The following is a 21,418-nucleotide window of genomic DNA, read 5'->3' as shown; positions in this document are numbered from 1 at the left end:
CCGCCACTACTGGCCGGCGTCCTTCAGCAGCTGCGTGATCAGGGCGCGGTTCGGTCCCGAGTTCCAGTCCGAGGCGCCGATGCTCTTCTTCCGGATCGTGCCGTCGGCGGCGATGACGAACGTCTCCGGCACGCCGGTGGTCTGGTACGCCTGCTGGATGATGCCGCTGGCATCGTGCAGCACCTCGAACGTGAGCTTGAAACTCTCCACGAACTTCGCGATCTCGGGCGCCGAGCCGGCGCTGTCGATGCTCACGGCGACCACGTGCAGCCCTTTCGGTCCCATCTCCTTGTGCAGCGCCTCGATGCTCGGCATCTCCGTGCGGCACGGGCCGCACCAGGTGGCCCAGACGTTGAGCAGGACGACCTTGCCCCGGTAGTCGGCAAGGGACTTCGACCGGCTGGGTTCCGTCAGCGTTGCGCCGGCGAATGCGGGCGCTTGCGTGCCGACGTCCACGCCGACGAGCTCGTCCCTCAGCGTGTACGAGCCGAACCAGAGCGCGCCGCCAAGCACGGCGACGATGGCGCCGACCACGCTCCACTGCTGTCCTGCCGTCATGCCGGCTCCAGCAGGCAGAGGTCGCGGAGCGCCTTCACCTCGGCTGCCGGATCGGCGGCACTGAAGATCGCGTTGCCCGCCACGAAGGTGTCGGCACCCGCCGCGTGGCAGGCGCGGATGGTCTCGCGCGCCACGCCGCCATCCACCTCGAGCATCGCCCGGCTGCCGATGCCGTCCAGCAGCTGCCGCGCGCGCCGGATCTTGTCGAGCGACTGCGGGATGAACTTCTGCCCGCCGAAGCCGGGGTTGACCGTCATGATCAGGAGCAGGTCCAGGTCACCGGCCACCTCGCGCACGGTCTCGAGCGAGGTGGAGGGATTGAGCGTCGCCCCCGCGAGGCACCCGAGCTCCTTGATGCGCATGAGCTGGCGGTGCAGGTGCGGTGCCGTCTCGACGTGCACGGTGAGGCCGTTCACGCCCGCCTTCGCGAAACTCTCGAAGTACTTCTCCGGCTCCACGGTCATCAGGTGCACGTCGAGCGGCAGCGACGTGAGCCGGCGCACGGTCTCGATGACCTTGAGGCCGAAGGTGATGTTCGGCACGAACACGCCGTCCATCACGTCGACGTGCAGCCAGTCGGCGCCGCCGGCCTCGATCATGGCGAGGTCGTCGGCCATGCGCGCGAAGTCGACGGAGAGCAGCGAGGGGGCGATTCGGACGGTCATGTGCGAAAGATAGCGGTGCCCGTGGCGGCTGCCGTGGGTCGTCTGGCGTCAGGGTGCAACGCTGTCGCGCGGCGCGCGTGGGTGCGACACGGTGAGCGTCACCGTGCCACCGGGCACGATCGGCGCGCTGGCCCCGGGTCGCTGTGCGCTCACGAAGCCGTCAGGCTGCGAACTGCTGCTGTCGGTGCGGGTGGCACCGGGGGTCAGGCCGAGCTGGCCGAGGAGCGCCAGTGCGTCCTCCACCGGCATGCCGACGAGGGAGGGAACGCCGATGGCATCCGGGCCGGCGCTGACCGTGAGGCGCACCGTGGATGGTTGCGGCACCGTCGCGCCCCCGCGCGGCAGCGTGGCCAGCACCTCGCCGCGGGGGTGCTGGTCGAGCTTCTCGATGAACTCGCGCGGCGTGTCGAACCCGGCCGCCTCGATCTCCGTGATGGCGTCGCTGCGCGACAACCCGATCACGTTCGGCACGGTGCCGCGCTTCGCACCGAGGGAGATGTCGAGCACCACCTCGTTGCCCTTGAGCGACTTGACGCCCGGCGCCGGGTTCTGCCCCAGCACCGAGTTGCGCGGGGCGGTGGCGTGGTTCAGCGACTCGCCGATCTTCACCGAGAAGCCGGCCGCCGTGAGGCGGGCCGCCGCGTCGTTGTACAGCAGGCCGACCACGTTCGGCACCGCGGAGGCGCTCCGCGCCATCGCGCCGGGCACGAGGTAGAGCGCCACGGCGATGAAGCCGAGCACGAAGCCGGCGATCCCCGTCGTGAGGAACGGACGCCGCGCCAGTCGCTGGCGGAGCGTGCCCCCGCGCCGGTCGCGTCCCGCCACGACGGTCGGACTCACCGCACCCGCCGCAGCCGGGCCGCGAACGCGCCATCCACGCCGTGTTCCTGCGGCAGCACGCGCAACATGCCGCCGTCGAGCACACTGGCGGGCACGGTGCCCGCCGGCGGTGGCTCGAGCACGAAGGCGTCGTCGTCGGCGAGGAAGTCGTGCACCACGGCCTCGTTCTCCTCACGCTCCAGCGAGCAGGTGCTGTAGACCAGCAGCCCCCCCGGCTTCACGCTGCTGCTGGCGGCCGCGAGGATGTCACGCTGCAGCACCGGCAGGAGGGCGATGTCGCTCACGCGCAGCCGCCAGCGTGCGTCGGGGTGCCGGCGGAAGGTGCCGGTGCCGGTGCAGGGCACGTCCACGAGGATCGCATCCACGGGTTCGAGGGTGGGCGCGGTCGCATCCATCTCGCGCACATCCACGTCGGTGACCTGCATCCGGTCCAGGTTCGCGTGCAGGCGTTGCAGGCGGGCGGCGGAGCGGTCGCTGGCGATGACCTGGGCGCCGGCGCGATGCAGGGCGAGCGTCTTGCCGCCCGGCGCGGCACAGAGGTCGGCGGCGACGGCGCCTGGCGGGATGTGTGCGTACTGCACCACCAGCGCACTGCCGGCATCCTGCACGAACAGCTGCCCGCGCTGGAAGGCGCCCAGCTGCGTGAGCGACACGCCGGCCGGGAGCTGCAGCCCGTCGTCGAGCAGCGCCGGCGCGGTGGTGACGACGTCGCGCTCCTCGAGCATCGCACGCAGGGCATCCACCGTGATGCCGAACGGCCGCACGATGATCGGTGCCTCCGTGTTGTTGTGCGCGGTGAGCCGCTCCGTGGCCTCGCGCCCGAACTGGGCGATCCAGCGTTCGAGGAGCCAGCGCGGATGGCTGCTCCGGATGGCGAGGCGTTCGTCCTGGTCGTGGTGCCGGTCCAGCGCCGCTGCCGCACCCTCGGCCGTGGCGACGGCGGGCTGCTCCCGCTCACGATCGATGCGCCGGAGGACGGCGTTCACCAGCTTGCTGGCGCCGATCCCGTGCCGCCGCTTCGCCAGCTCGACGGTCTGCGCGATGGCGGCGTATGCCGGCACGCTGCCCATGGCGAGGAGCTGGTAGCTGCCAAGTCGCAGGAGGTCGCCGAGGTCGGCGTCGAGGCGCGCCAGGCCACCGGTGATGCGTGGGGCGAGGATCGCGTCCATCCAGCCGCGCGAGCGCAACAGTCCGTACACCAGTTCCTGCACCCAGCGGCGGTCGCGTGGGTCGAGGGCGGTGGTGGTGCGCTCGAAGGCGGCGTCGAGCAGCGTGCCGCCGCGCAGCGCGGCGAGGATCTCCGCCGCAGCGATGCGCGATTCGGTGATCAGCGTGCCGCGGGCCGGGGCCGCCGCGAGCGTCACAGGAGCCTCACCCGCGGAATCCCTCGTCATACGCCGCAAGATAGCGACGGGCTGCCCTGGGAGCATCGTCGAACCAGATGCCGCGCATGGCCGCGATCCCCGCCGCGCCGGTCCGGCCGATGCTGCTGGCGCGCTCCGGCGTCATGCCGCCGACCGCGATGACGGGGCAGCCGTCCGCTGCCTCGACGATTTCCGACACGAACGTCACCTGATCCGTCGCCATCCGCGCCCCGTCGTCACGGTGGCCCGCGACGAGGAAGGTGGCGCCGCTCTGCGCGGTGACCCAGGCGTCGGCCGACTCGTGCACGCTGGCGCCAAGGGCGAGGGCGGGGGCGATGCGGCGTGCATCCGCGAGCGAGAGGGAGCGCGAGGTGAGCTGCGCCCCGGTGACGCCGGCGACCATCGCCACATCCAGCCGGTCGTGCACGAGCACCCAGCTCCCGGTGCGCTCGGCCACCACGCGCAGCTCCAGCGCGAGTTCGAGCAGGCGGTGCGCCGTCACCGCGGTGGCGCGGAGGTGAATGGCGACGCGGGCATCACAGGCGTGCATCAGCGCGTGGGCGGATGCCACGAACCCCGGATCGGCCAGGATGACGTCCGTCGTGAGCGCGTGCAGCGACGGGACGGTCCCGCGTGTCACGCCTGACTCACCAGCCCGAGCACGTCATTGATCGCCACGCCGCGGCCGGCGGCCCATTCCCGCGCTGCCTGGCGTCGCTTCCCCGCCGGGTGCACGTCGGCGATGCGCACCGTGCCTTCGCCGCAGGCGACGAGCAGGCCGTCGCCGTCGACGGCGATGACGGTGCCTGGGGCGTCCACATGGGTGTGCATGTGTGACGGCCGCACGCCGAAGCACTTCACGTCACCGCCGCCGTGGGTGGTGAACGCGCCGGGCTTCGGGTCGTAGGCGCGGATGAGGTTCGCCACGACGGGGGCCGGCTGCGCCCAGTCGATGCGCGCGTCCTCGCGCCCGATCTTGGGGGCGAAGGTGGCGCGGTCGTGGTCCTGCTCGATGTCCGGCAGCCGGTCCATCTCCAGCAGCGCGAGCGCCTCGATCAGCGCCTGCGCGCCGACCTCGGCGAGCCGGTTGCGGAGCTCGCCGCCGGTCTCGTCGGCGAGGATCGGGACGCGCGCAACGTGCAGGATCGGGCCGGCGTCCATCGCCAGCACCATCCGCATGATCGTCACACCGGTCTCGGTGTGGCCGCGGCGGATGGCGGTCTCGATCGGCGCGGCACCGCGGAGTTCGGGCAGCAGCGAGGCGTGGATGTTGATGGTGCCGCGCGGCGGGTACTCGATCACGTCGGCGGGCAGGATGTGCCCGTAGGCGACGACGACGTTCAGGTCCGCGCCGAGTGCCGTCAGCTCGGCGAGGAACGCTTCGCCGCGCGGCCGTTCCGGCTGCAGCACGGGCAGCCCCTCTCGCAGCGCGACCTCCTTCACCGGCGGCGGCGTCAGGGTGCGCGTGCGGCCCACCGGCCGGTCGGGCTGGGTGACGACGCCGACAACGTCGAATCCTTCACCGAGCAGCGCCTCGAGGGGCGGCACGGCGAATTCGGGGGTGCCCCAGAAGAGGATGCGCACGTGGTCAGTTCCGGCGTGTCGAGGTCAGAGCGAATCGGCGTGATGCTGCTCCGACTCGCCGGCTTCCTCGTCCTCGGCCTTGAGCCGTGCGATCACGTCGGGGGTGAGGCGGCGGATGAAGTCGGGGAAGTCGTCACGCTGCTCGTCCCACTCGCGCATCGCCTGGCGGCGCTTGAGGATGGAGAGGTAGTCCAGGAACAGCTTGCCGTGCAGGTGGTCGATCTCGTGCTGCAGGCAGGCGCTGAACAGGTCGGTGCCTTCGAGCGTGATCGGCTGCATGTCGATGTCGAGGGCCTGCACGGTGACGCGTGCGGCGCGCTCGACTTCGTAGTGGATGTCTGGGATGGAGAGGCATCCCTCTTCGCGCCTGCTGCGTCCGGCGCGGGTGGTGACGACCGGGTTGATGAGGGTGATCGGATTCTTCTCGAGGTCCACGACGGCGATGCGTTCGCTGCGTCCGACCTGCGGGGCGGCGAGGCCGATGCCGCGGGCGGCGTACATGGTGTCGAACATGTCCGAGACGAGCTTGCGCAGTTCGGGGGTCATCTGCTGCACGGGCTGCGTCTCGCGGCGGAGGATCGGGCTGCCCAGCACCTGGATGTCGAGCACGGCCATCAGGCGACCTTGTCCGCGCTGGTGGCGGCACCGGTGGCGGAGAAGATCTTGGCGATGCGGCCGCGCTCGACGACGAGGCGTGACTCGCCGCTCTTGACGGTGACCTCGTCCTCGGGCGACGGGGTGGCGGCGGCCTTGATGTGCTGCACCTCGCCGATGATCCCGCCGGCGGTCACGACGCGGTCGCCCTTCTTGAGCTGCAGGACGGCCGACTCGTGCTTCTTCCGCTGCTGCTGCTGCGGGCGGATGAGCAGGAAGTAGAAGATCGCGAAGATGCCGCCGTACATGAGCAGCGGCGCGACGAGCGACTGTCCGCCGGGGAGCTGGAGGATGGCGAGGGTCGGGAGCGGCAGGGAGGTCATCAGGTGAGCGGCTGGGGTCGGTGGTCCGGCGGACGGCGCGCGGGGGCGCGCGTACCGGCGCGGGTCATCCCCACAAGATAGTTGGTGCCGGGCGCAGTCCCCGCATCCGGGTGGGCGGGTTTCGCGGCCGCGGCTGACCTGTTCGTCCATGGCGGTGGACAGGCGCGGTAACTTCCGCCGCGCCGCGTCGCGTCCCACCCATCCTCACCCGCGGAGACTCGTGAGGCTCGCCACCGTGATCCTTCCTGACACCGGGCTCGAGCCGCTTCGCATCTTCGGGCACGCGATCGCGGCATTCCCGTCGCCCGGCGCCGCGATGGCCTCGGCCTTCGGACTGGGCTGGCTGCTCGGTGCGGTCCCGATCGGGGCCGCCGAGGCGGCGGTGCTGGTGCTCGCCACCGTGCAACCGCCGGCGCTCGTGGTGCCGCTGGTCTTACTCAACGCGTTCGGGCACGTGCTCGGCAAGCTGCTCTGGTACTGGCTTGGCACGCAGCATGGCCGGGTGACGAACGCGTGGCTTCGGCGGCAGGTGGACACCTCGGCCGCCGTGGCCCGCCGGCATCCGCGACTCAGCGGTGCAACCCTGCTCAGCAGCGCGCTGGTGAGCCTGCCACCCTTCCACCTCACGGTCATCGGTGCCGGCATCGTGCGCGCACCGGTCGGGCTGTTCCTGCTGACCGCGTTCGCGGGACGCGCGATCCGGTTCAGCGCCGTCGCGCTGGTCCCGCAGCTGGTGCCGTGGCTGGTGCCGTGACGTCAGGCGCGGGTGGCAGGGAGGTCGGCCGCCCGGTACCGGGTGAGCCAGTCGGCGCTCCATGACGCGAAGGTGCCGGCGCGCAGGGCGGCGCGGGCGTCGGCCATGAGCGTGATGAGGTACGACACGTTGTGGAGCGACAGCAGGCGGAGGCCGAGCATCTCCTCGCTGACGAAGAGGTGCCGCAGGTAGGCGCGGTCGTAGTGCTGGCAGCACTGGCAGGGGCACCCCTCGACGAGGGGGCGCCGGTCGTGGCGGAAGGTGCTCTTGCGGACCTGGACCTTGCCGTCGGGGGTGAAGGCGGTGCCGTTGCGGCCCATGCGGGTGGGGGCAACGCAGTCGAAGAGGTCGACGCCGCGGCGGACGGCCTCGACGAGGTCGTCCGGGAAGCCGACGCCCATCATGTAGCGGGGGAGAGTGCGTGGGATGACCGGGTCCACGACCTCGAGGGTGGCGTACATGTCGGGCTTGGACTCGCCGACGGAGAGGCCGCCGATGGCGATGCCGTCCCAGGGGCCGCGGTCGAGGATGCCGCGGGCGGAGGCGACGCGGAGTTCGGGGTGGACGCCGCCCTGGATGATGGGGAAGAGGGTCTGGCGCGGTGGAACGATGTCGGTGGCGGGATCGTGAGTTGCCATGGGCGGGGCGCCGGCCGGAACTTCGAAGTGGGGGGGGGCCCCCCGACCCTCGCGCGAAATCCGGTCGAACTCCACCCGGCACCGGTCCAGCCACCGCAGGCTCCGCTCCATCGCCGCACGGCTCGCCGCCCTCTCCGCCTGCCCCGCGATCAGCTCGTCCAGCTGCATGATCACGTCCGCCCCGATGTTCCGCTCGATCCGCATCACGCCCTCGGGCGTGTACTGGTGGATCGACCCGTCGATGTGGCTCTGGAACTCCACCCCCTCCTCGCGGACCTTCCGCAGCCCCGACAGCGAGAACACCTGGAACCCGCCCGAGTCGGTCAGCATCGGCCCATCCCAGCGCGTGAAGGCGTGCAGCCCGCCCAGCGCGCGCACCATCATGTCGCCCGGCCGCAGGTACAGGTGGTAGGCGTTCGACAGGATCATCTGCCCGCCTGCCTCCTTCACCTCGCCGACACTCAGCCCCTTGATCGTGCCGTGTGTGCCGACGGGCATGAACGCGGGGGTCTCCACCACGCCGTGTGGTGTCGTGAACCAGCCCAGGCGGGCACTGCCGGAGTCGTGCGAGGTGCGGAAGGCGAAATCTGTCATCGGTCTGGCATTGGTTTCGGATCGGTTGCGTCCTGAAACCTAGCGGCTCCCTGGCGTCGTGCGCTGCGCTTTGGTCGGTGATGAGTCGGCATCGTCAACAGTGTTCGCGCGGAGGGCGCGGAAGCACGGAATGCACTACCGCGTCACCTGCCCCCGTGATTCTTCGAATCGACAAGACGTCAGGGAACTGCGAGAGCGGGCTCGCACTTCCTCTTCCCTTTGTCCCATTGAACCCGAGCGGTGCCGGCTGGTGAGTAGTGCCTTCCGTGCTTCCGTGCATTCCGCGCGAACACTGTTGACGATGCCCGCCCGACGACGATGCGCTTGCAAGCGCAGCCGAACTCAGACGATCAGCATCGCGTCGCCGTACGAATAGAACCGGTACTCCGCCTCGATCGCCTCGCGATACGCCCGCATCGTCAGCTCATACCCCGCGAACGCCGCCACCAGCATCACCAGCGTGGACTTCGGCAGGTGGAAGTTCGTGAGGAGGTGATCCACCATGCGGAAGCGGTACGGCGGATGGATGAAGATGCGGGTGTCACCGGCGCAGGCCGCCAGCTGACCCTGCGCATCGGTCGCACTCTCGAGGGTGCGCGTGGACGTCGTGCCCACGGCCCACACCGCGTGCCCGGTGCGCTTCACCTCGTTCAGCACCGCGGCCGTCGCCGCCGACACGTCGTACGACTCCTCGTGCATCACATGCTCCGCCGGGTCGTCCACGCTGATCGGCCGGAAGGTGCCCGCGCCAACGTGCAGCAGCACGTCCGCGCGCCGCACGCCCTTCGCCGAGAGCGCGTCGAGCACCGCGTCGGTGAAATGCAGCCCTGCCGTCGGCGCCGCCACCGAGCCCGCCTCGTGTGCGTACACCGTCTGGTAGCGCATCGCATCCGTCGGCGTGTCGCCGCGTGTCATGTACGGCGGCAGGGGGATGTGCCCGAAGTGCTCGATCGCCGCGGCGGCGCCCATCGTTGCGTGTAGCCGCACGCGCCTGGTGCCGCGATCGGTGGCGTCGAGCATCTCGACGTGGAACCCCTCGCCGATCGTCACCATCTTGCCCGCCTGCAGCTTCGCCCCGGGCTGCACCATCGCCTCCCACACATCGTCACCCAGTGCCTTCAGCAGCAGCACCTCCGCAGGCGCCCCGCTGGGTCGCGTGCCCAGCAGCCGCGCGCGGATCACCTTCGTCGTGTTCACCACCAGCGCATCACCGGCCGGGACGTAGTCCACGATGTCGCGGAACCGTCGGTGCTCGATGATGCCCGTGGCACGATGCACGACCAGCAGCCGGCTCTCGTCGCGGCGGGCCATCGGCTCCTGTGCGATCAGGCACTCTGGCAGGGCGAAGTCGTAGTCGCTGACTTTCGTGCCGTCTGGCCTGCGGTCGCTCACGTGGCTGGATCGTTAACAGTGTTCACGCGGAGGGCGCGGTAGCACGGAAAGACTGCAGCGGTGCTGCCCACATCTCTGCCCATTCGAAGGCTTGAATTCATGGGAACTGCGAGTGCGGGCTCGTAGTTCCTTCCAGACTTGTTCCATCGAACTGCGACCGTGCTGGCTGGTGAGGAGTGCCTTCCGTGCTTCCGCGCATTCCGCGTGAACACTGTTGACGATCTCGAACGCACACGACCGCTAGAGCAGCGACGGCTGTGACGACGACGCATCGCCAGGCGGCGTATACCCGAAGTGCCGGTACGCGATCGCCGTCGCCATCCGCCCGCGCGGCGTGCGCTGCAGGAAGCCGTTCTGCACCAGGAACGGCTCGTACACCTCCTCGATCGTCCCCTCGTCCTCGCCCACCGCGGCGGCGATCGTCTTCAGCCCGACCGGCCCACCCTCGAACTTCTCGATGATCGCGCGCAGGATCCGCGCATCCATGTCGTCGAGGCCGAACGAGTCCACCTCCAGCAGCTCCAGCGCGGCGTCGGCCACCGCCTTGTCGATCACGCCGTTCGCCTTCACCTGCGCGTAGTCGCGCACGCGGCGCAGCAGGCGGTTGGCCACCCGCGGCGTGCCCCGTGCGCGACGCGCCAGTTCGTGCGCACCATCGGGCGTGATGGTGCAGTCCAGCACGAACGCCGTGCGCTTCACGACCTGCTCGAGGTCCGACGTCGGGTAGTAGTTCAGTCGCTGCTCGATGCCGAAGCGCGCACGCATCGGCGCCGTCAGCATGCCGAGCCGCGTCGTGGCGCCGATCAGGGTGAACTTCTCCACCGGCATTGTGATCGTCTGCGCCTTCGGGCCGTCCGACAGGCGGATGTCGACCTTGAAGTCCTCCATCGCCGGGTACAGGAACTCCTCGATCACCGGGCGCAGCCGGTGGATCTCGTCGATGAACAGGATGTCCCCTGCACGCAGGTTGGTGAGCGTGCCCACCAGGTCTCCCGGCTTCTCCAGCGCCGGCCCCGCCATGGTGCGGATGTTCACGCCCATCTCGCGCGCGATCAGCTCCGCCAGCGTGGTCTTGCCCAGGCCCGGGGGCCCGAAGAACAGCACGTGGTCGAGCTGCTCCTTCCGGCTCTGCGCCGCGTCGATGTAGATGCGCAGCGAGTCCTTCACCTTCGGCTGGCCGATGAACTCGGCCAGCCGCTGCGGACGCAGGGACAGCTCCACCAGCGAGTCGTCGTCCAGTGCGTCAGGGGTCGTGATCTCGGCGCGCGTCATGCCGGACACGATACCCGAAGAAACACCGGAGCGCCAACCCGGCGCACTAGCGCGCCCCGATCCGCGCCAGCGCTGCCCGGATCAGTGCCGCCGTGCTCTCGCGGCCCTCGCCCGCATCCAGTGCTGCCCGGATGCCCGACTCGGCCTCGGCGGCGGCGTAGCCCAGTGACTGCAGCGCGCGCACGGCGTCGTCCACGCCTGCCCCGCCGGTCGCGGCCACCGATGCCGCGCCACGCTGCAGGTCGTCCAGCTTGTCGGCCAGGTCGAGGATGAGCTGGTCCGCCTTCTTCTTCCCCAGCCCCTTCACCTGCTGCAGCGTGGCCACGTCGCGCTCGCGGATCGCCCGCACCAGCCGCTCCGCGCTGAGCGCCGAGAGCATGTTCAGCGCGAGCTGCGGGCCGAAGCCCTTCGCGTTCAGCAGCCGCATGAAGACGTTGCGCTCGTACGTCGTCCCGAAGCCGAAGAGCTGCCAGCCATCCTCCTTCACCACCAGGTGCGTGTGCAACCGCACCGGCTCGCCCGCCTTCGGCAGCCCCTCGAACGTCGAGAGCGGGATCGCGAGCGTGTAGCCCACCCCGCCCGACGTCAGCAGCTCCACGCTCGCGAGGTCGCGCTCGAGCAGCGTGCCCACCAGCAGCGTGATCATCGCGCGCGCTCCAGCTGGCCGGCGATCCGCGCCTGCGTGCGCGCGGTGAGCAGGCAGGTGAGTGCTGCCGCCACGCCGTCGGCGGCGTCGTTCGGGCTCGGCACCGTCTTGAGGCGCAACAGCGTCTTGACCATGTACTGCACCTGTTCCTTGGTGGCGGCGCCGGTGCCGGTGATCGCCTTCTTGATCTCGGCCGGCGGATACTCGTGGATCGGGAGGGCCGCCTTCGCAGCCGCCAGCAGCAGCACGCCGCGCGCGTGCCCGAGCGTGATCGTCGTGCGCACGTTCCGCGCGTAGAAGATCGACTCGACCGCCACCGCGTCGGGGCGGTGCCGCTCCAGCAGCGCCGTCACGCCGTCGAAGAGCTCGCAGAGGCGATCCGGCAGCCCGTGGCGCGGCGACGTGCGGAGCACGCCACACTCCACCAGCGTGGCCGCGCCCACGCCCTCGCCGCGCACGACCCCGAATCCCGTGACGGCGGTGCCGGGATCGATCCCCAGGATCAGCAGCGGGGCTCCGGCACGTCAGTCCTCGAGCGCGGCGTCATCGATGTCGAAGTTGCCCTCGACATTCTGCACGTCGTCCAGGTCCTCGAGCACGTCCAGCAGCTTCACCAGCGTCTTCGCGTTCTCACCGGTGACGTGCACCGTGCTCTGCGGGATCCACTCCAGCTTCGCCTCGGTGACCTTCATCCCCTTCGCCTCCAGCGCCTCCTTCACGGCGTGCAGGTCGGACGACTCGGTGGTGATGGCGAACGTCCCGTCCTCGTGCGCGAAGTCGCTCGCGCCGCAGTCCAGGGCGAGCTCCATCATCGCATCCTCGTCGCCGCTGGCGGGAAGGTAGATGCGCCCCCGGCGGTCGAACATGAACGCCACCGAACCGCTGGTGCCCAGGTTCCCGCCGTTGCGCGTGAGCTTGGCGCGGACGTCCGCGACCGTGCGCGTGGGGTTGTCGGTGAGCGCCTGGATCATGAGGGCCACGCCGCCGGGCCCGTAGGCCTCGTACGTGACCTCCGTGTACTCCACGCCCTCGAGCTCGCCGGTCCCCTTCTTGATCGCGCGATCGATGTTGTCCTTCGGCATCGACACCGAGCGCGCGGCGTCGATCGCCGTGCGGAGCCGCGGATTGCCGCCGGGATCACCGCCGCCCGACTTGGCCGCGACCGTGATCTCCCGGATCAGCTTCGTGAAGACGGCACCGCGCTTGGCGTCCGTCGCCGCCTTCGCGTGCTTGATCGTTTTCCATTTGCTATGGCCAGCCATGACAACTCCGTTCGGTCTGCATGTGAGGGTCAGCCGTGAAAGATAAGGCGGCCGGGCCCGGTTACGACTCGATCAGGTCCTCGACCCGGCCGGCGCCGGGCTCGATGTAGAGGTCGGCGAAGGCCGCCACCGTGGAACGATGCTTCAGGACATGCACCTCGAAGGCCCCCGCGACGTCGGGCGCGTCGTCATACAGCGCCTCGCGGAACACCCCCAGCACCGCATCCGCCACGGCGGCCGCGCTGCCCAGCATCCCGAAGTCGGCCAGCACAGGACGCGGCGGGGGACGGCGTGACCGGTCGGCCGCCAGCGGCGCGGTGAGCAGGATCGCGACCCCCTGGTCCACCGCCGCGCGCTTGGCCATCCGCACCACCTGCGCGTGCGCCTCGGCCACGGGACGCGGCGGCTGATCCAGTCCGGCCAGGCCATCGATCAGGACGAGCGGCGGCAGGGGCTGGTCCTCGATCCGCTCCGCCAGCAGCGCCGGCGTGTGCGGGGCCCGTTCCACGGTGATGGGCAGGCGGCGCAGCACATCCGCGGCGGAGCGCAACGCGTCCGCCCCGCCGTTCGGCAGGACGCCCGTCCGCATGGCGATGTGGGTGACACCGGACTCGGCCGACACGATGCGCTCCCAGCACTGCTCCACGCTCGACTCGTGGCTCAGGATCAGGACCGGCACCCCTTGCACAGCGGCGCGGATTGCGATGCCGAGGGCGAGTGCCGTCTTGCCGGCGCCCGCGTCGCCGCCGAGGATCGCCAGTTCGCCGCGCCGCAGCCCGCCGGCAAGGAGCCGGTCGAGCGAGGGATAGCCAGTGCCGACGAGGTCGGCAGCCGGCGTCGGCTTCAGGTCCGACGCCAGCCGGTGCAGCACGTGCGAGAGGAGTTCCTTGCTGGTGGTCATCAGCGCATCGCGGCGAGGGAGGTCCGGCGGAGCAACTGCGCGAGGGTGGTCAGCTCGGCACGGGAGCCGTTGTTGAGCACGGGATCGGCGGCATCGCGCAGGGTATCGAGCGCGTCGGCCAGGTGGGCAGGGTCGCGCTCGCCCGCCGCGTCGCAGGCGCGGCTGGCGGCGCGAGACACCTCGCCGGGCAGCGACTGGGTCCCGATCCAGCGCCGCGTCGCCTCGGCGCGCTGGTGGAGGGCGTCGGGGTCGCTGAATTCCGACTCCCGCTGCACCCGGGGCAACGCCATGCGCGCCAGCATCCAGCAGGCGAGCACGGTCGTCCGGTCACGCGGCTGGGGCAGGGCGGCCGCCAGCGTCACCAGCGCCTTCAGGGGCGCGGCCACGGGCGGCAGGAGGGTGGCGGGACGTTGCACGCCGCAAACTTATCCTCGCGCGGCGCACCACCGGACGCCCCCGCGGAAACCCCGCCGACCCGCGATGGGGTAACTTCCGCGACACATGACCACCACCGCCAAAGCCGTCCTGTGGGTCGATGACGAGGCCGAGATGCTCGAGGCCCACCGCATCTTCCTCATGGACAAGGGCTACGCCGTCGAGATGGCCCGGAACTCGGAAGACGCCCTCGAGCTGCTCCGGCGCCGGCGCTTCGACGTGCTCCTGCTCGACGAGCAGATGCCCGGCAAGCGTGGCCTGGAGACCTGGCGTGACGTGCAGGCCATCGACCCGATGCTGCCGGTGGTGATGATCACCAAGAGCGAGGAGGATGGCACGCTGCGCGAGGCGCTGGGCGCGGCCGTGCACGACTACCTCGTGAAGCCGGTGAACCCGCGCCAGGTGCTCACCGCCATCACCCGGATCCTCGACGGCACGCGCCTCCGGCAACAGGCCCTGGCACGCGAGTTCGTGGAGCGGTTCCGCGCGTTCGAGGCGGAAGGCTACAGTGCCGACTGGCGGGGCTGGGTGGACCGCACCGCCGAGGTCACGCGCTGGGACGTGGCGCTGGACGAGGCCGGCGAGGGGGGGCTGCGCGAGTCGCTGGTGGGTCTCTATCCCGCCATGCGGCGCGAGTTCGCCCACTTCATCCGGCGGCAGTACCCTCTCTGGCTGGCCGACCTGCAGGGCGACCGCCCGCCCCTCTCGATCGACATCGTCGCCGAGCACGTCGCGCCGCTGCTCACCACCGAGAAGGCGGCCTGCTTCATCGTGGTGGACTGCCTGCGCCTCGACCAGTGGGCCGGGCTGGCGCCCCTGCTCGGCCAGTGGTTCACCGAGGAGCGCTCGCACTATTACTCGATCCTGCCCACCGCCACGCCGTACTCGCGGAATGCACTCTTCAGCGGCCTCTTTCCGGGCGAGATGGCGGGGATGCACCCCGACTGGTGGAAGGAGCGCGAGGACGAGTCGCTGAATGCCCACGAGCGGCAGCTGCTGGAGTTGCAGCTCAAGGAACTGGGGCACAACGTGCCGGTGCGCTACCACAAGATCAGCACCCCGCACGAGTCCGAGGAACTGGAGCGCAAGGTGACCACCGCGGTGGCGCCCGAGGGGGTGAGCGCGTTCGTGTTCAACTTCGTGGACCTGCTCACGCACAGCCGCTCCGACAACTCGGTGCTGCTGGAGGTGGCGAAGGACGAGGTGGCGCTGCGGCGGCTCACGCGGCAGTGGTTCGAGCGCTCGAGCCTCTTCAGCGTGCTGAAGGAGGCGGCGCGGAAGGGGATCACCGTGATCCTCACCAGCGACCACGGCTCCATCCTCTGCCAGACGCCGGCCACGGTGTTCGCGCGCCGCGATGCGACGCACAACCTGCGCTACAAGTTCGGTGAGGACCTGCGCGCCGAGAAGGCGGAGCAGGCGCTGCTCTTCCCGAACGCCGATGCGCTCCGGCTGCCGCGCCGCGGGCTGGGCAAGAACACGCTGCTGGCGGCCGGGGACTGCTACTTTGTGTATCCGACCAAGCTCCGCGAGTACCAGGGCCGGTACCGCGGTGGCTTCTTCCATGGCGGTGTCAGCCCCGAGGAGATGATCCTGCCGCTCGTGCGTCTCGTGCCCCGCCGCTGATCGTGTACCGTCGCCTGCTTGGAATCCTGCGTCCGCACGCCTGGCGGATGGCCGCGACGATCGCGTGCAACCTGCTGGTCGCCGGGCTCGACGTCTTCTCGCTCACGCTGCTGATCCCGTTCCTGCAGCTGCTCTTCGGCACCGCCCCCGGTGCCGCGCAGCAGGCCGCGACCGGTGGCATCCAGGGCACCCTCAACGCGTACCTTGGCCGGTTCCTCGACCCGGCCGACAAGATGGGATCGTTGCAGGTCGTCGTGCTCATCATCCTCGGCGTGGTCGCGCTGAAGAACGCCTTCGCGTGGCTCAGCGGACAGCTCGGCGCGAGCCTGCAGGAGCTGGTCACGCGCGATCTGCGCGACACGGTGTACCGCCACCTGGTGCAGCTCCCGCTCTCGTACTTCCAGCGCACGAAGGTGGGGCAGGTGGTCTCCCGCGTCCTCTCCGACACGTCGCAGAGCAAGGCGCTCGTGACCGAGCTGGTCACCCGCTCGCTGCAGAGTGCCGCCACGATCGTGGTGAGCATCACCTACCTCATCTCGCTGAGCTGGCGGCTGACGGTGGTGGCGCTGGTGCTGGCCCCGCTGCTCATCGGGGCGCTCCAGCCGATCATCCGGAAGCTCCGCAAGCGGCACCGCCGCCTGAGCAACGAGTACGGCGAGATGACGAGCATCGTGCAGGAGGCGGTGAGCGGCATCCGGCTGGTGAAGGCGAGTGGGGCCGAGCCGCACGAGACGACGCGCTTCACCGATGCCAGCGGACGCTATGCGCGTGCCATGACGCGGGTCTCGGCGCTCGGCGCCCTCTCGCAGCCGCTGACCGAGATCGCCGGCACCGGTATCGCCGTGCTGGTGCTCTGGATCGGCGCGCGCCAGGTCCTCGTCGACGGCTCGCTCAACGGTGCCGACCTGATCACGTTCCTGCTGGTGGTGCTCCGCATGCTGCAGCCGCTGAAGCAGGTCTCGCAGGTGCCGGCCACCGCGCAGCAGTCGCTGGCCAGCGCGGAGCGGCTCTTCGAGGTGCTCGACGAGCCGACCGAGGCGAGCCTCGACCGGGGCACGCGCACCGTCGCGGCGGTGGCGCAGGGCGTCCGCTTCGAGGGCGTGTCGTTCACCTACGGTGACGAGCCGGTGCTGCGTGACCTCACGTTCGAGGCGCCCCGCGGGGAGATCGTGGCCCTGGTCGGGGCCAGCGGCGCGGGGAAGAGCACCCTCGTGGACCTCGTCCCGCGCTTCATCACGCCGACGTCGGGCCGCATCCTGCTCGACGGCGTGGACCTGCAGGAGATCACGCTCCGGTCGCTGCGCGGGCTCACCGGCATCGTGAGCCAGGACACGGTGCTGTTCAACGACACCGTCCGCGCCAACATCGCCTTCGGTGCCCCCGGCCGCTACACGCAGCCGCAGGTGGAGGCCGCCGCCCGTGCCGCCAATGCGCACGAGTTCATCACCGCGCTGCCGCAGGGGTACGACACGGTGCTCGGCGAGCGCGGAACGCGGCTGAGCGGCGGGCAGCGGCAGCGCATCGCCATCGCCCGCGCCCTCCTCAGCGATCCCCCGATCCTGATCCTCGACGAGGCCACCTCGGCGCTGGACACCGAGAGCGAGCGGCTGGTGCAGGACGCGATCGACCGCCTCCTGGCCGGCCGCACGGTCTTCGTGATCGCGCACCGACTCAGCACCGTCGAGCACGCGCAGCAGATCCTGGTGCTCGATCGCGGCCGCATCATCGAGCGCGGCACGCACGCCGCGCTGCTGGCGCAGCGCGGGGCCTACCATCGGCTCTACACCCTGCAGTTCCGCGAGCGCGAACCCCTTGCCGCCGCCGGGGTGGACGCATGAAGCAGATCATGTTCTTCCACCCGTCACCGGAGTGGGACGGGCTGGCGCGGGTCTTCGTCGAGGCCGGCCACGCGCTCGCGGCACGCGGGGTGACGGTCGGCATCGCGTGCCCGCCGGCGTCGGACGTGGCGTCGGGCTGCACGGCATTCGACCTCCTGCCCTTCGAGCCGCGGGAGTCGTGGTTCGGCGACACGATGCGGTTCGCCACGATGGTCCGGGAGTTCCGGGCCAACACGGTGGTGGTCGCGGGGGACGAGGCCCACGCACTCGCCGCCTGGGCCCTGCGCCGCAACGGCCGCGGCACGGCGGTGCTCCGCCGCATGCCCACCGGCATCGTCTCACCGGTCACCTTCCGCACCCGGCTCGCCGTGCGCCTGGCCCCCACCTGGTTCATGCACAGCTCCGCCGCCGAGGCCACCGCCTCGGCCCCGGTGAAGGGCCTGCGCGGCCGGATCGTGGCCGACCTCGCGATCGACCCGGCACAATTCGACCGCGTCCTCGCCTCACCGACGCCGATCGGCACCACCACCATCGCCATCGTCACCGACCCGGATGCGCGGCGCGCCACAGCGGCCGCGCTCCGCACCATCGCAGCCATGCGCAGCCGCGGGCATCCGATCCGCGCCCTGCTCATCGGCACGCCACCGGACGCCAACGAGGTGCGGGTGCACGCCACGGCGCTTGGCCTGGGCGATGCGCTGGCACTGGTCGGCGACCCGATCGATCGCGCCCCCCTGCTCGCCGCGGCCGACCTGGTGTGGGTGGCGGCCGATCACGACGATGGCGGCATCGCGGTGCTGGACGCGATGGCGCTCCGGCGCCCCGTGATCTCGACGCGCGGCGCGATGGCCGAGCGCTACATCCGCCACGGCGAGACCGGCATGATCGTGGATCGCGAGGACGCGATGGCGAACGCCGCCACGCTCACGCACCTCCTCGACGATCCTGCGCAGCTCGATCGCCTCGCGGATGTCGCCGGCGTGGACGCGCGTGCGCGCCGCACGCTCTCGACCGTGGCGGATGCCATCATGACGGTGCTCGACCAGGCCACGGCGGCGCGGGTGGCGGCCTGACCGCGATCGACCCGCACGAGCCTGCGCCGGCCGTGCGTGCCCCCACGCTGCAACACCACCTCGAGTACGCCGGAATCCGCGCGGTGGTCTTCGCCCTGCGATTCCTGCCGTTCCGCGCCGGCTCCGCAGTGGGCGCCGCGCTGGGCCGGCTGGCCTACCGGCTCGGCATCCGCGCCCGCGTCACCGAGACCCAGATCGCCTTCGCCTTCCCCACGCTGACGCACGCACAGGTGACGGCGCTGGCGCGCGAATCGTACGAGAACCTCGGCCGCACGTCGATCGAGGCGGCGCTGATGGAGGGGGCCACGCCGGCCGACCTGCTCGCCTTGTTCGACCGGGTGGATGGCTGGGAGCACCTCGACGCCATCCTGCAGGCGGGGCGCGGTGGCCTGCTCGTCACGGGGCACCTTGGCAACTGGGAGCTGGGGGGCAGCTACATCGCGGCGCGGGGCGTACCGATCGATGCCATCGCGCGCCACATGGGCAACCGCGTCTTCGAGCGCTACCTCACGCGGGTCCGCCAGCGCTTCGGCGTGCAGGTCGTGTTCGACGAGCAGGCCGTGCGGCAGACCCCGCGCAGCGTGCGCCACAACCGGATCGTCGGCTTCCTGTCGGACCAGGGGGTGCTCGGCCTCGCGTCCCTGTTCGTGCCGTTCTTCGGGCGTGTGGCGAAGACGCCGCGCGGCCCGGCGGTGTTCGCGCTGCGCCTCGGCGTGCCGATGGTCTTCGTCGCGGCCGTGCGGCAGGCGTCGGGACACTACCGCCTCGTGGTCGAACCGCTCGAGGTGCAGGACAGCGGCGATCGCGAGGCCGACGTGCTGCGCCTCGTCACCGCCTACACCGAACGGCTCGAGCACTGGGTGCGCGAGTATCCCGGCCAGTACTTCTGGCAGCACCGGCGCTGGAAGTACCAGCCGGACGGCGCCCCGCCGCTGCCGGAGGGGATGTGAGCGCGGTGGCCGCCGCCACCGGCGCGCCGCGCACGACGGGATGGGCGGTGATGCGACAGGATGGCCGGGCCCTGACCGGTGCGCTGCTGGTGGCGGCGCTGGTCATTGCCGCCATCGCGGCGCCGCTCCTCACCTCGCACGACCCGATCGCGATCGACCTCGCGCAGCAGCTGGCGCGGCCGTCGGCGCAGCACTGGCTCGGCACCGACATCCAGGGGCGCGACATCCTGGCGCGCCTGCTCTTCGGCGCACGCATCTCCCTCGCCGTCGGCCTCGGGGCGCAGGCCATCGCCCTCCTCGTGGGGGGCACGCTCGGCCTCCTCAGCGGCTTCTACGGGCGCTGGATCGACGAGCTCGTGATGCGCGTCGCCGACGTCACGCTGGCCTTCCCGACACTGCTGCTCCTGATCGCGATGGTGGCGGCGTTCCAGCCCAGCCTCACCGTGGTGACGGTCACCATCGGCGTGGTCGGATGGGCGGGGGTGGCGCGCCTGGTGCGCGGACAGGTGATGGTCGTGCGCGGACTGGAATACGTGCAGGCCGCGCGCGCCCTCGGACTCACCGACCTGCGCATCCTGCTCCGCCATGTGCTGCCCGCGGTCACCGGGCCGCTCGTGATCGTCGGCACCCTCGGCATCGCGGCTGCGATCATGGCCGAATCGTCCCTTAGCTTCCTGGGGCTCGGCGTGCAGCCACCAACGCCCAGCTGGGGTGGCATGATCGCCGATGCCCGCGACCTGTCGCAGCTGCGGCGCGCCCCGTGGACATCCCTCGCGCCCGGCATCACCATCGGGTGTGCCGTGCTCGCCTTCAACCTGCTCGGTGACGCGCTGCGCGACGCCACCGACCCACGCCAGATCACCCGCCGGCTGGCCCGGCAGGCCACACCATGAGCGACTTCGCCGCACTCCGCCAGCGCGAGTACCCGTGGATGACGGACAGCCCCGTCATCTACCTCGACCACGCCTCGACCGGTGCCTACCCGAAGTGCACCGCCGATGTGGCGGCGTCCTACGTGCAGCTCCGGCACATGCCGCACACGCTCCGCGGAGAGCACTTCTTCGCCGTGCTGCAGCGGTCGCGTGAGCTGGTCGCGACGCTGATCGGGGCCACGCCGGGCGAGATCGCCCTCACCACCAACACCTCGCACGGCCTGAACCTCGCCGCCTTCGCGCTCCCACTCTCGGCGGGCGACGAGATCCTGACCGTCGACCGCGAGTTCCCGGCCAACGTGTTCCCCTGGATCAAGCGCGCCGAGCGCGTCGGCGCGAGCATCGTGCGGCTGCCGTGTGTGGACGACGTGCCGGATGTGCCGGCGCTGCTCGACGCCATCGCGACGCGGCCGAACGTGAAGATCGTGGCGGTGAGCTGGGTCTCGTTCTGCAGCGGCGCGCGCATCGACCTCGAAGCGGTGGGCCAGGCCTGCAAGGCGCGCGGCATCTACTTCGTGGTGGATGCCATCCAGGGGCTTGGCGCACTGCCGTTGGACGTCAGCCGCACGCACATCGACATCCTCTCGTGCGGCGCGCAGAAGTGGCTCCAGTCGCCGTGGGGCAGCGCGTTCACCTACGTGCGCCGCGCGCTGGTCACGCAGCTCGAGCCACCGGTGGTGGGATGGATGTCCACCATGGGCTCCGACGACCTGTTCAACATGCTCACCTACGAACCGGCGTGGTTCGACGACGCGCGCCGCTTCGAGGTGATCACGCTGCCATTCCCCGACTTCGCCGGGATGAACGCCAGCCTCGCGCTGTTCCTTGAACTCGGGCCCGCGGCGATCGCGGAGCACATCGCATCGCTGGGCGACCGGCTGGTGGCGTTCTGCGACGCCCACCCGGAGATCCGGCTCGTCACGCCGCGCGCCCGCGACCGGCGTGCGGGCGTGTTCGCCGTGCAGCCCCCCGACCTCGACGCCACGTCGGCCCGCCTCCGCGCACACGACGTGATCCACTCCGTCCGTGAACGCTGCATCCGGCTCGCGCCCCACTGGTACACCACGCCGGCGCAGTGGGAGACGGTCCTCGGGCTGTTGCTGCCCGGGTGAACCGC

23 protein-coding genes are annotated in these 21,418 nt (G+C 70.9%); 7 read left to right on the top strand and 16 right to left on the bottom strand.

All coding sequences use genetic code 11. From position 1 onward, the window contains the following. Nucleotides 1-6: 6 nt before the first annotated feature. From IT355_12415 to yajC, 8 genes are read right to left on the bottom strand one after another with little or no spacing between them, the layout of a single operon-like run. Nucleotides 7-558 (bottom strand): TlpA family protein disulfide reductase, encoded by a 552-nt coding sequence (locus IT355_12415; protein MCC7054059.1) that lies wholly within the window; start codon nt 556-558, stop codon nt 7-9. Then, nucleotides 555-1,223, bottom strand: a complete 669-nt coding sequence (locus tag IT355_12410) for a ribulose-phosphate 3-epimerase (GenBank protein ID MCC7054058.1) — start codon at nt 1,221-1,223, stop codon at nt 555-557. Before IT355_12410 ends, IT355_12415 begins: the two co-directional genes overlap by 4 nt. Nucleotides 1,224-1,271: 48 nt before the next feature. Then, nucleotides 1,272-2,063 carry a PASTA domain-containing protein gene (locus IT355_12405; protein MCC7054057.1) on the bottom strand — a complete coding sequence of 264 codons (792 nt, stop codon included), beginning with the start codon at nt 2,061-2,063 and terminating at the stop codon, nt 1,272-1,274. After that, complete coding sequence (gene rsmB, locus IT355_12400) at nt 2,060-3,457, bottom strand: 16S rRNA (cytosine(967)-C(5))-methyltransferase RsmB (GenBank protein ID MCC7054056.1); 1,398 nt, start codon at nt 3,455-3,457, stop codon at nt 2,060-2,062. The genes IT355_12405 and rsmB overlap by 4 nt, the downstream gene beginning before the upstream one ends. Beyond that, nucleotides 3,435-4,067 carry a thiamine phosphate synthase gene (locus tag IT355_12395; GenBank protein MCC7054055.1) on the bottom strand — a complete coding sequence of 211 codons (633 nt, stop codon included), beginning with the start codon at nt 4,065-4,067 and terminating at the stop codon, nt 3,435-3,437. The genes rsmB and IT355_12395 overlap by 23 nt, the downstream gene beginning before the upstream one ends. Next, nucleotides 4,064-5,011, bottom strand: coding sequence for a methionyl-tRNA formyltransferase (locus tag IT355_12390; protein MCC7054054.1), 948 nt, complete (start codon nt 5,009-5,011; stop codon nt 4,064-4,066). The genes IT355_12395 and IT355_12390 overlap by 4 nt, the downstream gene beginning before the upstream one ends. 24 nt (nt 5,012-5,035) lie before the next feature. Further along, complete coding sequence (def, locus tag IT355_12385; GenBank protein ID MCC7054053.1) at nt 5,036-5,626, bottom strand: peptide deformylase; 591 nt, start codon at nt 5,624-5,626, stop codon at nt 5,036-5,038. After that, on the bottom strand, nt 5,626-5,988 hold the full coding sequence (yajC, locus tag IT355_12380) for a preprotein translocase subunit YajC (protein MCC7054052.1): 363 nt from the start codon (nt 5,986-5,988) through the stop codon (nt 5,626-5,628). Before yajC ends, def begins: the two co-directional genes overlap by 1 nt. A gap of 235 nt (nt 5,989-6,223) precedes the next feature. On the opposite strand from yajC, the gene IT355_12375 reads away from it, so the two are divergent. Continuing rightward, nucleotides 6,224-6,742, top strand: coding sequence for a hypothetical protein (locus tag IT355_12375; GenBank protein ID MCC7054051.1), 519 nt, complete (start codon nt 6,224-6,226; stop codon nt 6,740-6,742). A 2-nt stretch (nt 6,743-6,744) separates the two neighbouring features. On the opposite strand, the gene tgt is transcribed toward IT355_12375, so the two are convergent. The 8 genes from tgt to IT355_12335 form a co-directional block, all read right to left on the bottom strand. Next, nucleotides 6,745-7,974 (bottom strand): tRNA guanosine(34) transglycosylase Tgt, encoded by a 1,230-nt coding sequence (gene tgt, locus IT355_12370; GenBank protein ID MCC7054050.1) that lies wholly within the window; start codon nt 7,972-7,974, stop codon nt 6,745-6,747. A gap of 342 nt (nt 7,975-8,316) precedes the next feature. Beyond that, on the bottom strand, nt 8,317-9,366 hold the full coding sequence (gene queA / locus IT355_12365; protein ID MCC7054049.1) for a tRNA preQ1(34) S-adenosylmethionine ribosyltransferase-isomerase QueA: 1,050 nt from the start codon (nt 9,364-9,366) through the stop codon (nt 8,317-8,319). A 240-nt stretch (nt 9,367-9,606) separates the two neighbouring features. Beyond that, on the bottom strand, nt 9,607-10,638 hold the full coding sequence (gene ruvB / locus IT355_12360) for a Holliday junction branch migration DNA helicase RuvB (protein ID MCC7054048.1): 1,032 nt from the start codon (nt 10,636-10,638) through the stop codon (nt 9,607-9,609). Nucleotides 10,639-10,684: 46 nt separating this feature from the next. Then, nucleotides 10,685-11,284 (bottom strand): Holliday junction branch migration protein RuvA, encoded by a 600-nt coding sequence (gene ruvA / locus IT355_12355; GenBank protein MCC7054047.1) that lies wholly within the window; start codon nt 11,282-11,284, stop codon nt 10,685-10,687. Further along, nucleotides 11,281-11,793: a crossover junction endodeoxyribonuclease RuvC gene (ruvC, locus tag IT355_12350; GenBank protein ID MCC7054046.1), complete on the bottom strand. Its 513-nt coding sequence runs from the start codon at nt 11,791-11,793 to the stop codon at nt 11,281-11,283. The genes ruvA and ruvC overlap by 4 nt, the downstream gene beginning before the upstream one ends. Before the next feature lie 15 nt (nt 11,794-11,808). Continuing rightward, nucleotides 11,809-12,546 carry a YebC/PmpR family DNA-binding transcriptional regulator gene (locus tag IT355_12345; protein ID MCC7054045.1) on the bottom strand — a complete coding sequence of 246 codons (738 nt, stop codon included), beginning with the start codon at nt 12,544-12,546 and terminating at the stop codon, nt 11,809-11,811. A gap of 61 nt (nt 12,547-12,607) precedes the next feature. Continuing rightward, nucleotides 12,608-13,447: an AAA family ATPase gene (locus IT355_12340; GenBank protein ID MCC7054044.1), complete on the bottom strand. Its 840-nt coding sequence runs from the start codon at nt 13,445-13,447 to the stop codon at nt 12,608-12,610. Continuing rightward, nucleotides 13,447-13,833, bottom strand: a complete 387-nt coding sequence (locus tag IT355_12335; protein MCC7054043.1) for a hypothetical protein — start codon at nt 13,831-13,833, stop codon at nt 13,447-13,449. The genes IT355_12340 and IT355_12335 overlap by 1 nt, the downstream gene beginning before the upstream one ends. A gap of 115 nt (nt 13,834-13,948) precedes the next feature. Between IT355_12335 and IT355_12330 the strand changes: the two genes are divergently transcribed. From IT355_12330 to IT355_12305, 6 genes are read left to right on the top strand one after another with little or no spacing between them, the layout of a single operon-like run. After that, nucleotides 13,949-15,508, top strand: a complete 1,560-nt coding sequence (locus IT355_12330; GenBank protein MCC7054042.1) for a response regulator — start codon at nt 13,949-13,951, stop codon at nt 15,506-15,508. A 47-nt stretch (nt 15,509-15,555) separates the two neighbouring features. Beyond that, a complete protein-coding gene (locus IT355_12325; protein MCC7054041.1) occupies nt 15,556-17,346 on the top strand; it encodes an ABC transporter ATP-binding protein in 1,791 nt (596 codons plus the stop codon). Next, nucleotides 17,343-18,419: a glycosyltransferase family 4 protein gene (locus tag IT355_12320; GenBank protein MCC7054040.1), complete on the top strand. Its 1,077-nt coding sequence runs from the start codon at nt 17,343-17,345 to the stop codon at nt 18,417-18,419. The genes IT355_12325 and IT355_12320 overlap by 4 nt, the downstream gene beginning before the upstream one ends. A gap of 32 nt (nt 18,420-18,451) precedes the next feature. Then, a complete protein-coding gene (locus IT355_12315; GenBank protein MCC7054039.1) occupies nt 18,452-19,369 on the top strand; it encodes a lysophospholipid acyltransferase family protein in 918 nt (305 codons plus the stop codon). Nucleotides 19,370-19,419: 50 nt separating this feature from the next. Beyond that, the gene (locus IT355_12310) at nt 19,420-20,262 is read left to right on the top strand and encodes an ABC transporter permease (GenBank protein ID MCC7054038.1); all 843 of its coding nucleotides are present in this window, start codon (nt 19,420-19,422) and stop codon (nt 20,260-20,262) included. After that, nucleotides 20,259-21,413 carry an aminotransferase class V-fold PLP-dependent enzyme gene (locus tag IT355_12305; protein MCC7054037.1) on the top strand — a complete coding sequence of 385 codons (1,155 nt, stop codon included), beginning with the start codon at nt 20,259-20,261 and terminating at the stop codon, nt 21,411-21,413. Before IT355_12310 ends, IT355_12305 begins: the two co-directional genes overlap by 4 nt. Nucleotides 21,414-21,418 lie beyond the last annotated feature (5 nt).

This window comes from Gemmatimonadaceae bacterium (assembly GCA_020851035.1).
In the GTDB taxonomy this organism is placed as follows: Bacteria; Gemmatimonadota; Gemmatimonadetes; order Gemmatimonadales; family Gemmatimonadaceae; genus JACMLX01.
The sequence above is the reverse complement of the archived record's forward strand: the minus strand, read 5'-3'. Positions and strand labels throughout refer to the sequence as shown.

What these genes read in the sequence shown, in the direction of transcription:
- IT355_12415 (MCC7054059.1), bottom strand. Translation starts at nt 558, where the DNA reads ATGACGGCAGGACAGCAGTGGAGCGTGGTCGGCGCCATCGTCGCCGTG.
- IT355_12410 (MCC7054058.1), bottom strand. Translation starts at nt 1,223, where the DNA reads ATGACCGTCCGAATCGCCCCCTCGCTGCTCTCCGTCGACTTCGCGCGC.
- rsmB (MCC7054056.1), bottom strand. Translation starts at nt 3,457, where the DNA reads ATGACGAGGGATTCCGCGGGTGAGGCTCCTGTGACGCTCGCGGCGGCC.
- def (MCC7054053.1), bottom strand. Translation starts at nt 5,626, where the DNA reads ATGGCCGTGCTCGACATCCAGGTGCTGGGCAGCCCGATCCTCCGCCGC.
- yajC (MCC7054052.1), bottom strand. Translation starts at nt 5,988, where the DNA reads ATGACCTCCCTGCCGCTCCCGACCCTCGCCATCCTCCAGCTCCCCGGC.
- tgt (MCC7054050.1), bottom strand. Translation starts at nt 7,974, where the DNA reads ATGACAGATTTCGCCTTCCGCACCTCGCACGACTCCGGCAGTGCCCGC.
- ruvB (MCC7054048.1), bottom strand. Translation starts at nt 10,638, where the DNA reads ATGACGCGCGCCGAGATCACGACCCCTGACGCACTGGACGACGACTCG.
- ruvA (MCC7054047.1), bottom strand. Translation starts at nt 11,284, where the DNA reads ATGATCACGCTGCTGGTGGGCACGCTGCTCGAGCGCGACCTCGCGAGC.
- IT355_12345 (MCC7054045.1), bottom strand. Translation starts at nt 12,546, where the DNA reads ATGGCTGGCCATAGCAAATGGAAAACGATCAAGCACGCGAAGGCGGCG.
- IT355_12340 (MCC7054044.1), bottom strand. Translation starts at nt 13,447, where the DNA reads ATGACCACCAGCAAGGAACTCCTCTCGCACGTGCTGCACCGGCTGGCG.
- IT355_12330 (MCC7054042.1), top strand. Translation starts at nt 13,949, where the DNA reads ATGACCACCACCGCCAAAGCCGTCCTGTGGGTCGATGACGAGGCCGAG.
- IT355_12325 (MCC7054041.1), top strand. Translation starts at nt 15,556, where the DNA reads ATGGCCGCGACGATCGCGTGCAACCTGCTGGTCGCCGGGCTCGACGTC.
- IT355_12320 (MCC7054040.1), top strand. Translation starts at nt 17,343, where the DNA reads ATGAAGCAGATCATGTTCTTCCACCCGTCACCGGAGTGGGACGGGCTG.
- IT355_12310 (MCC7054038.1), top strand. Translation starts at nt 19,420, where the DNA reads ATGCGACAGGATGGCCGGGCCCTGACCGGTGCGCTGCTGGTGGCGGCG.
- IT355_12305 (MCC7054037.1), top strand. Translation starts at nt 20,259, where the DNA reads ATGAGCGACTTCGCCGCACTCCGCCAGCGCGAGTACCCGTGGATGACG.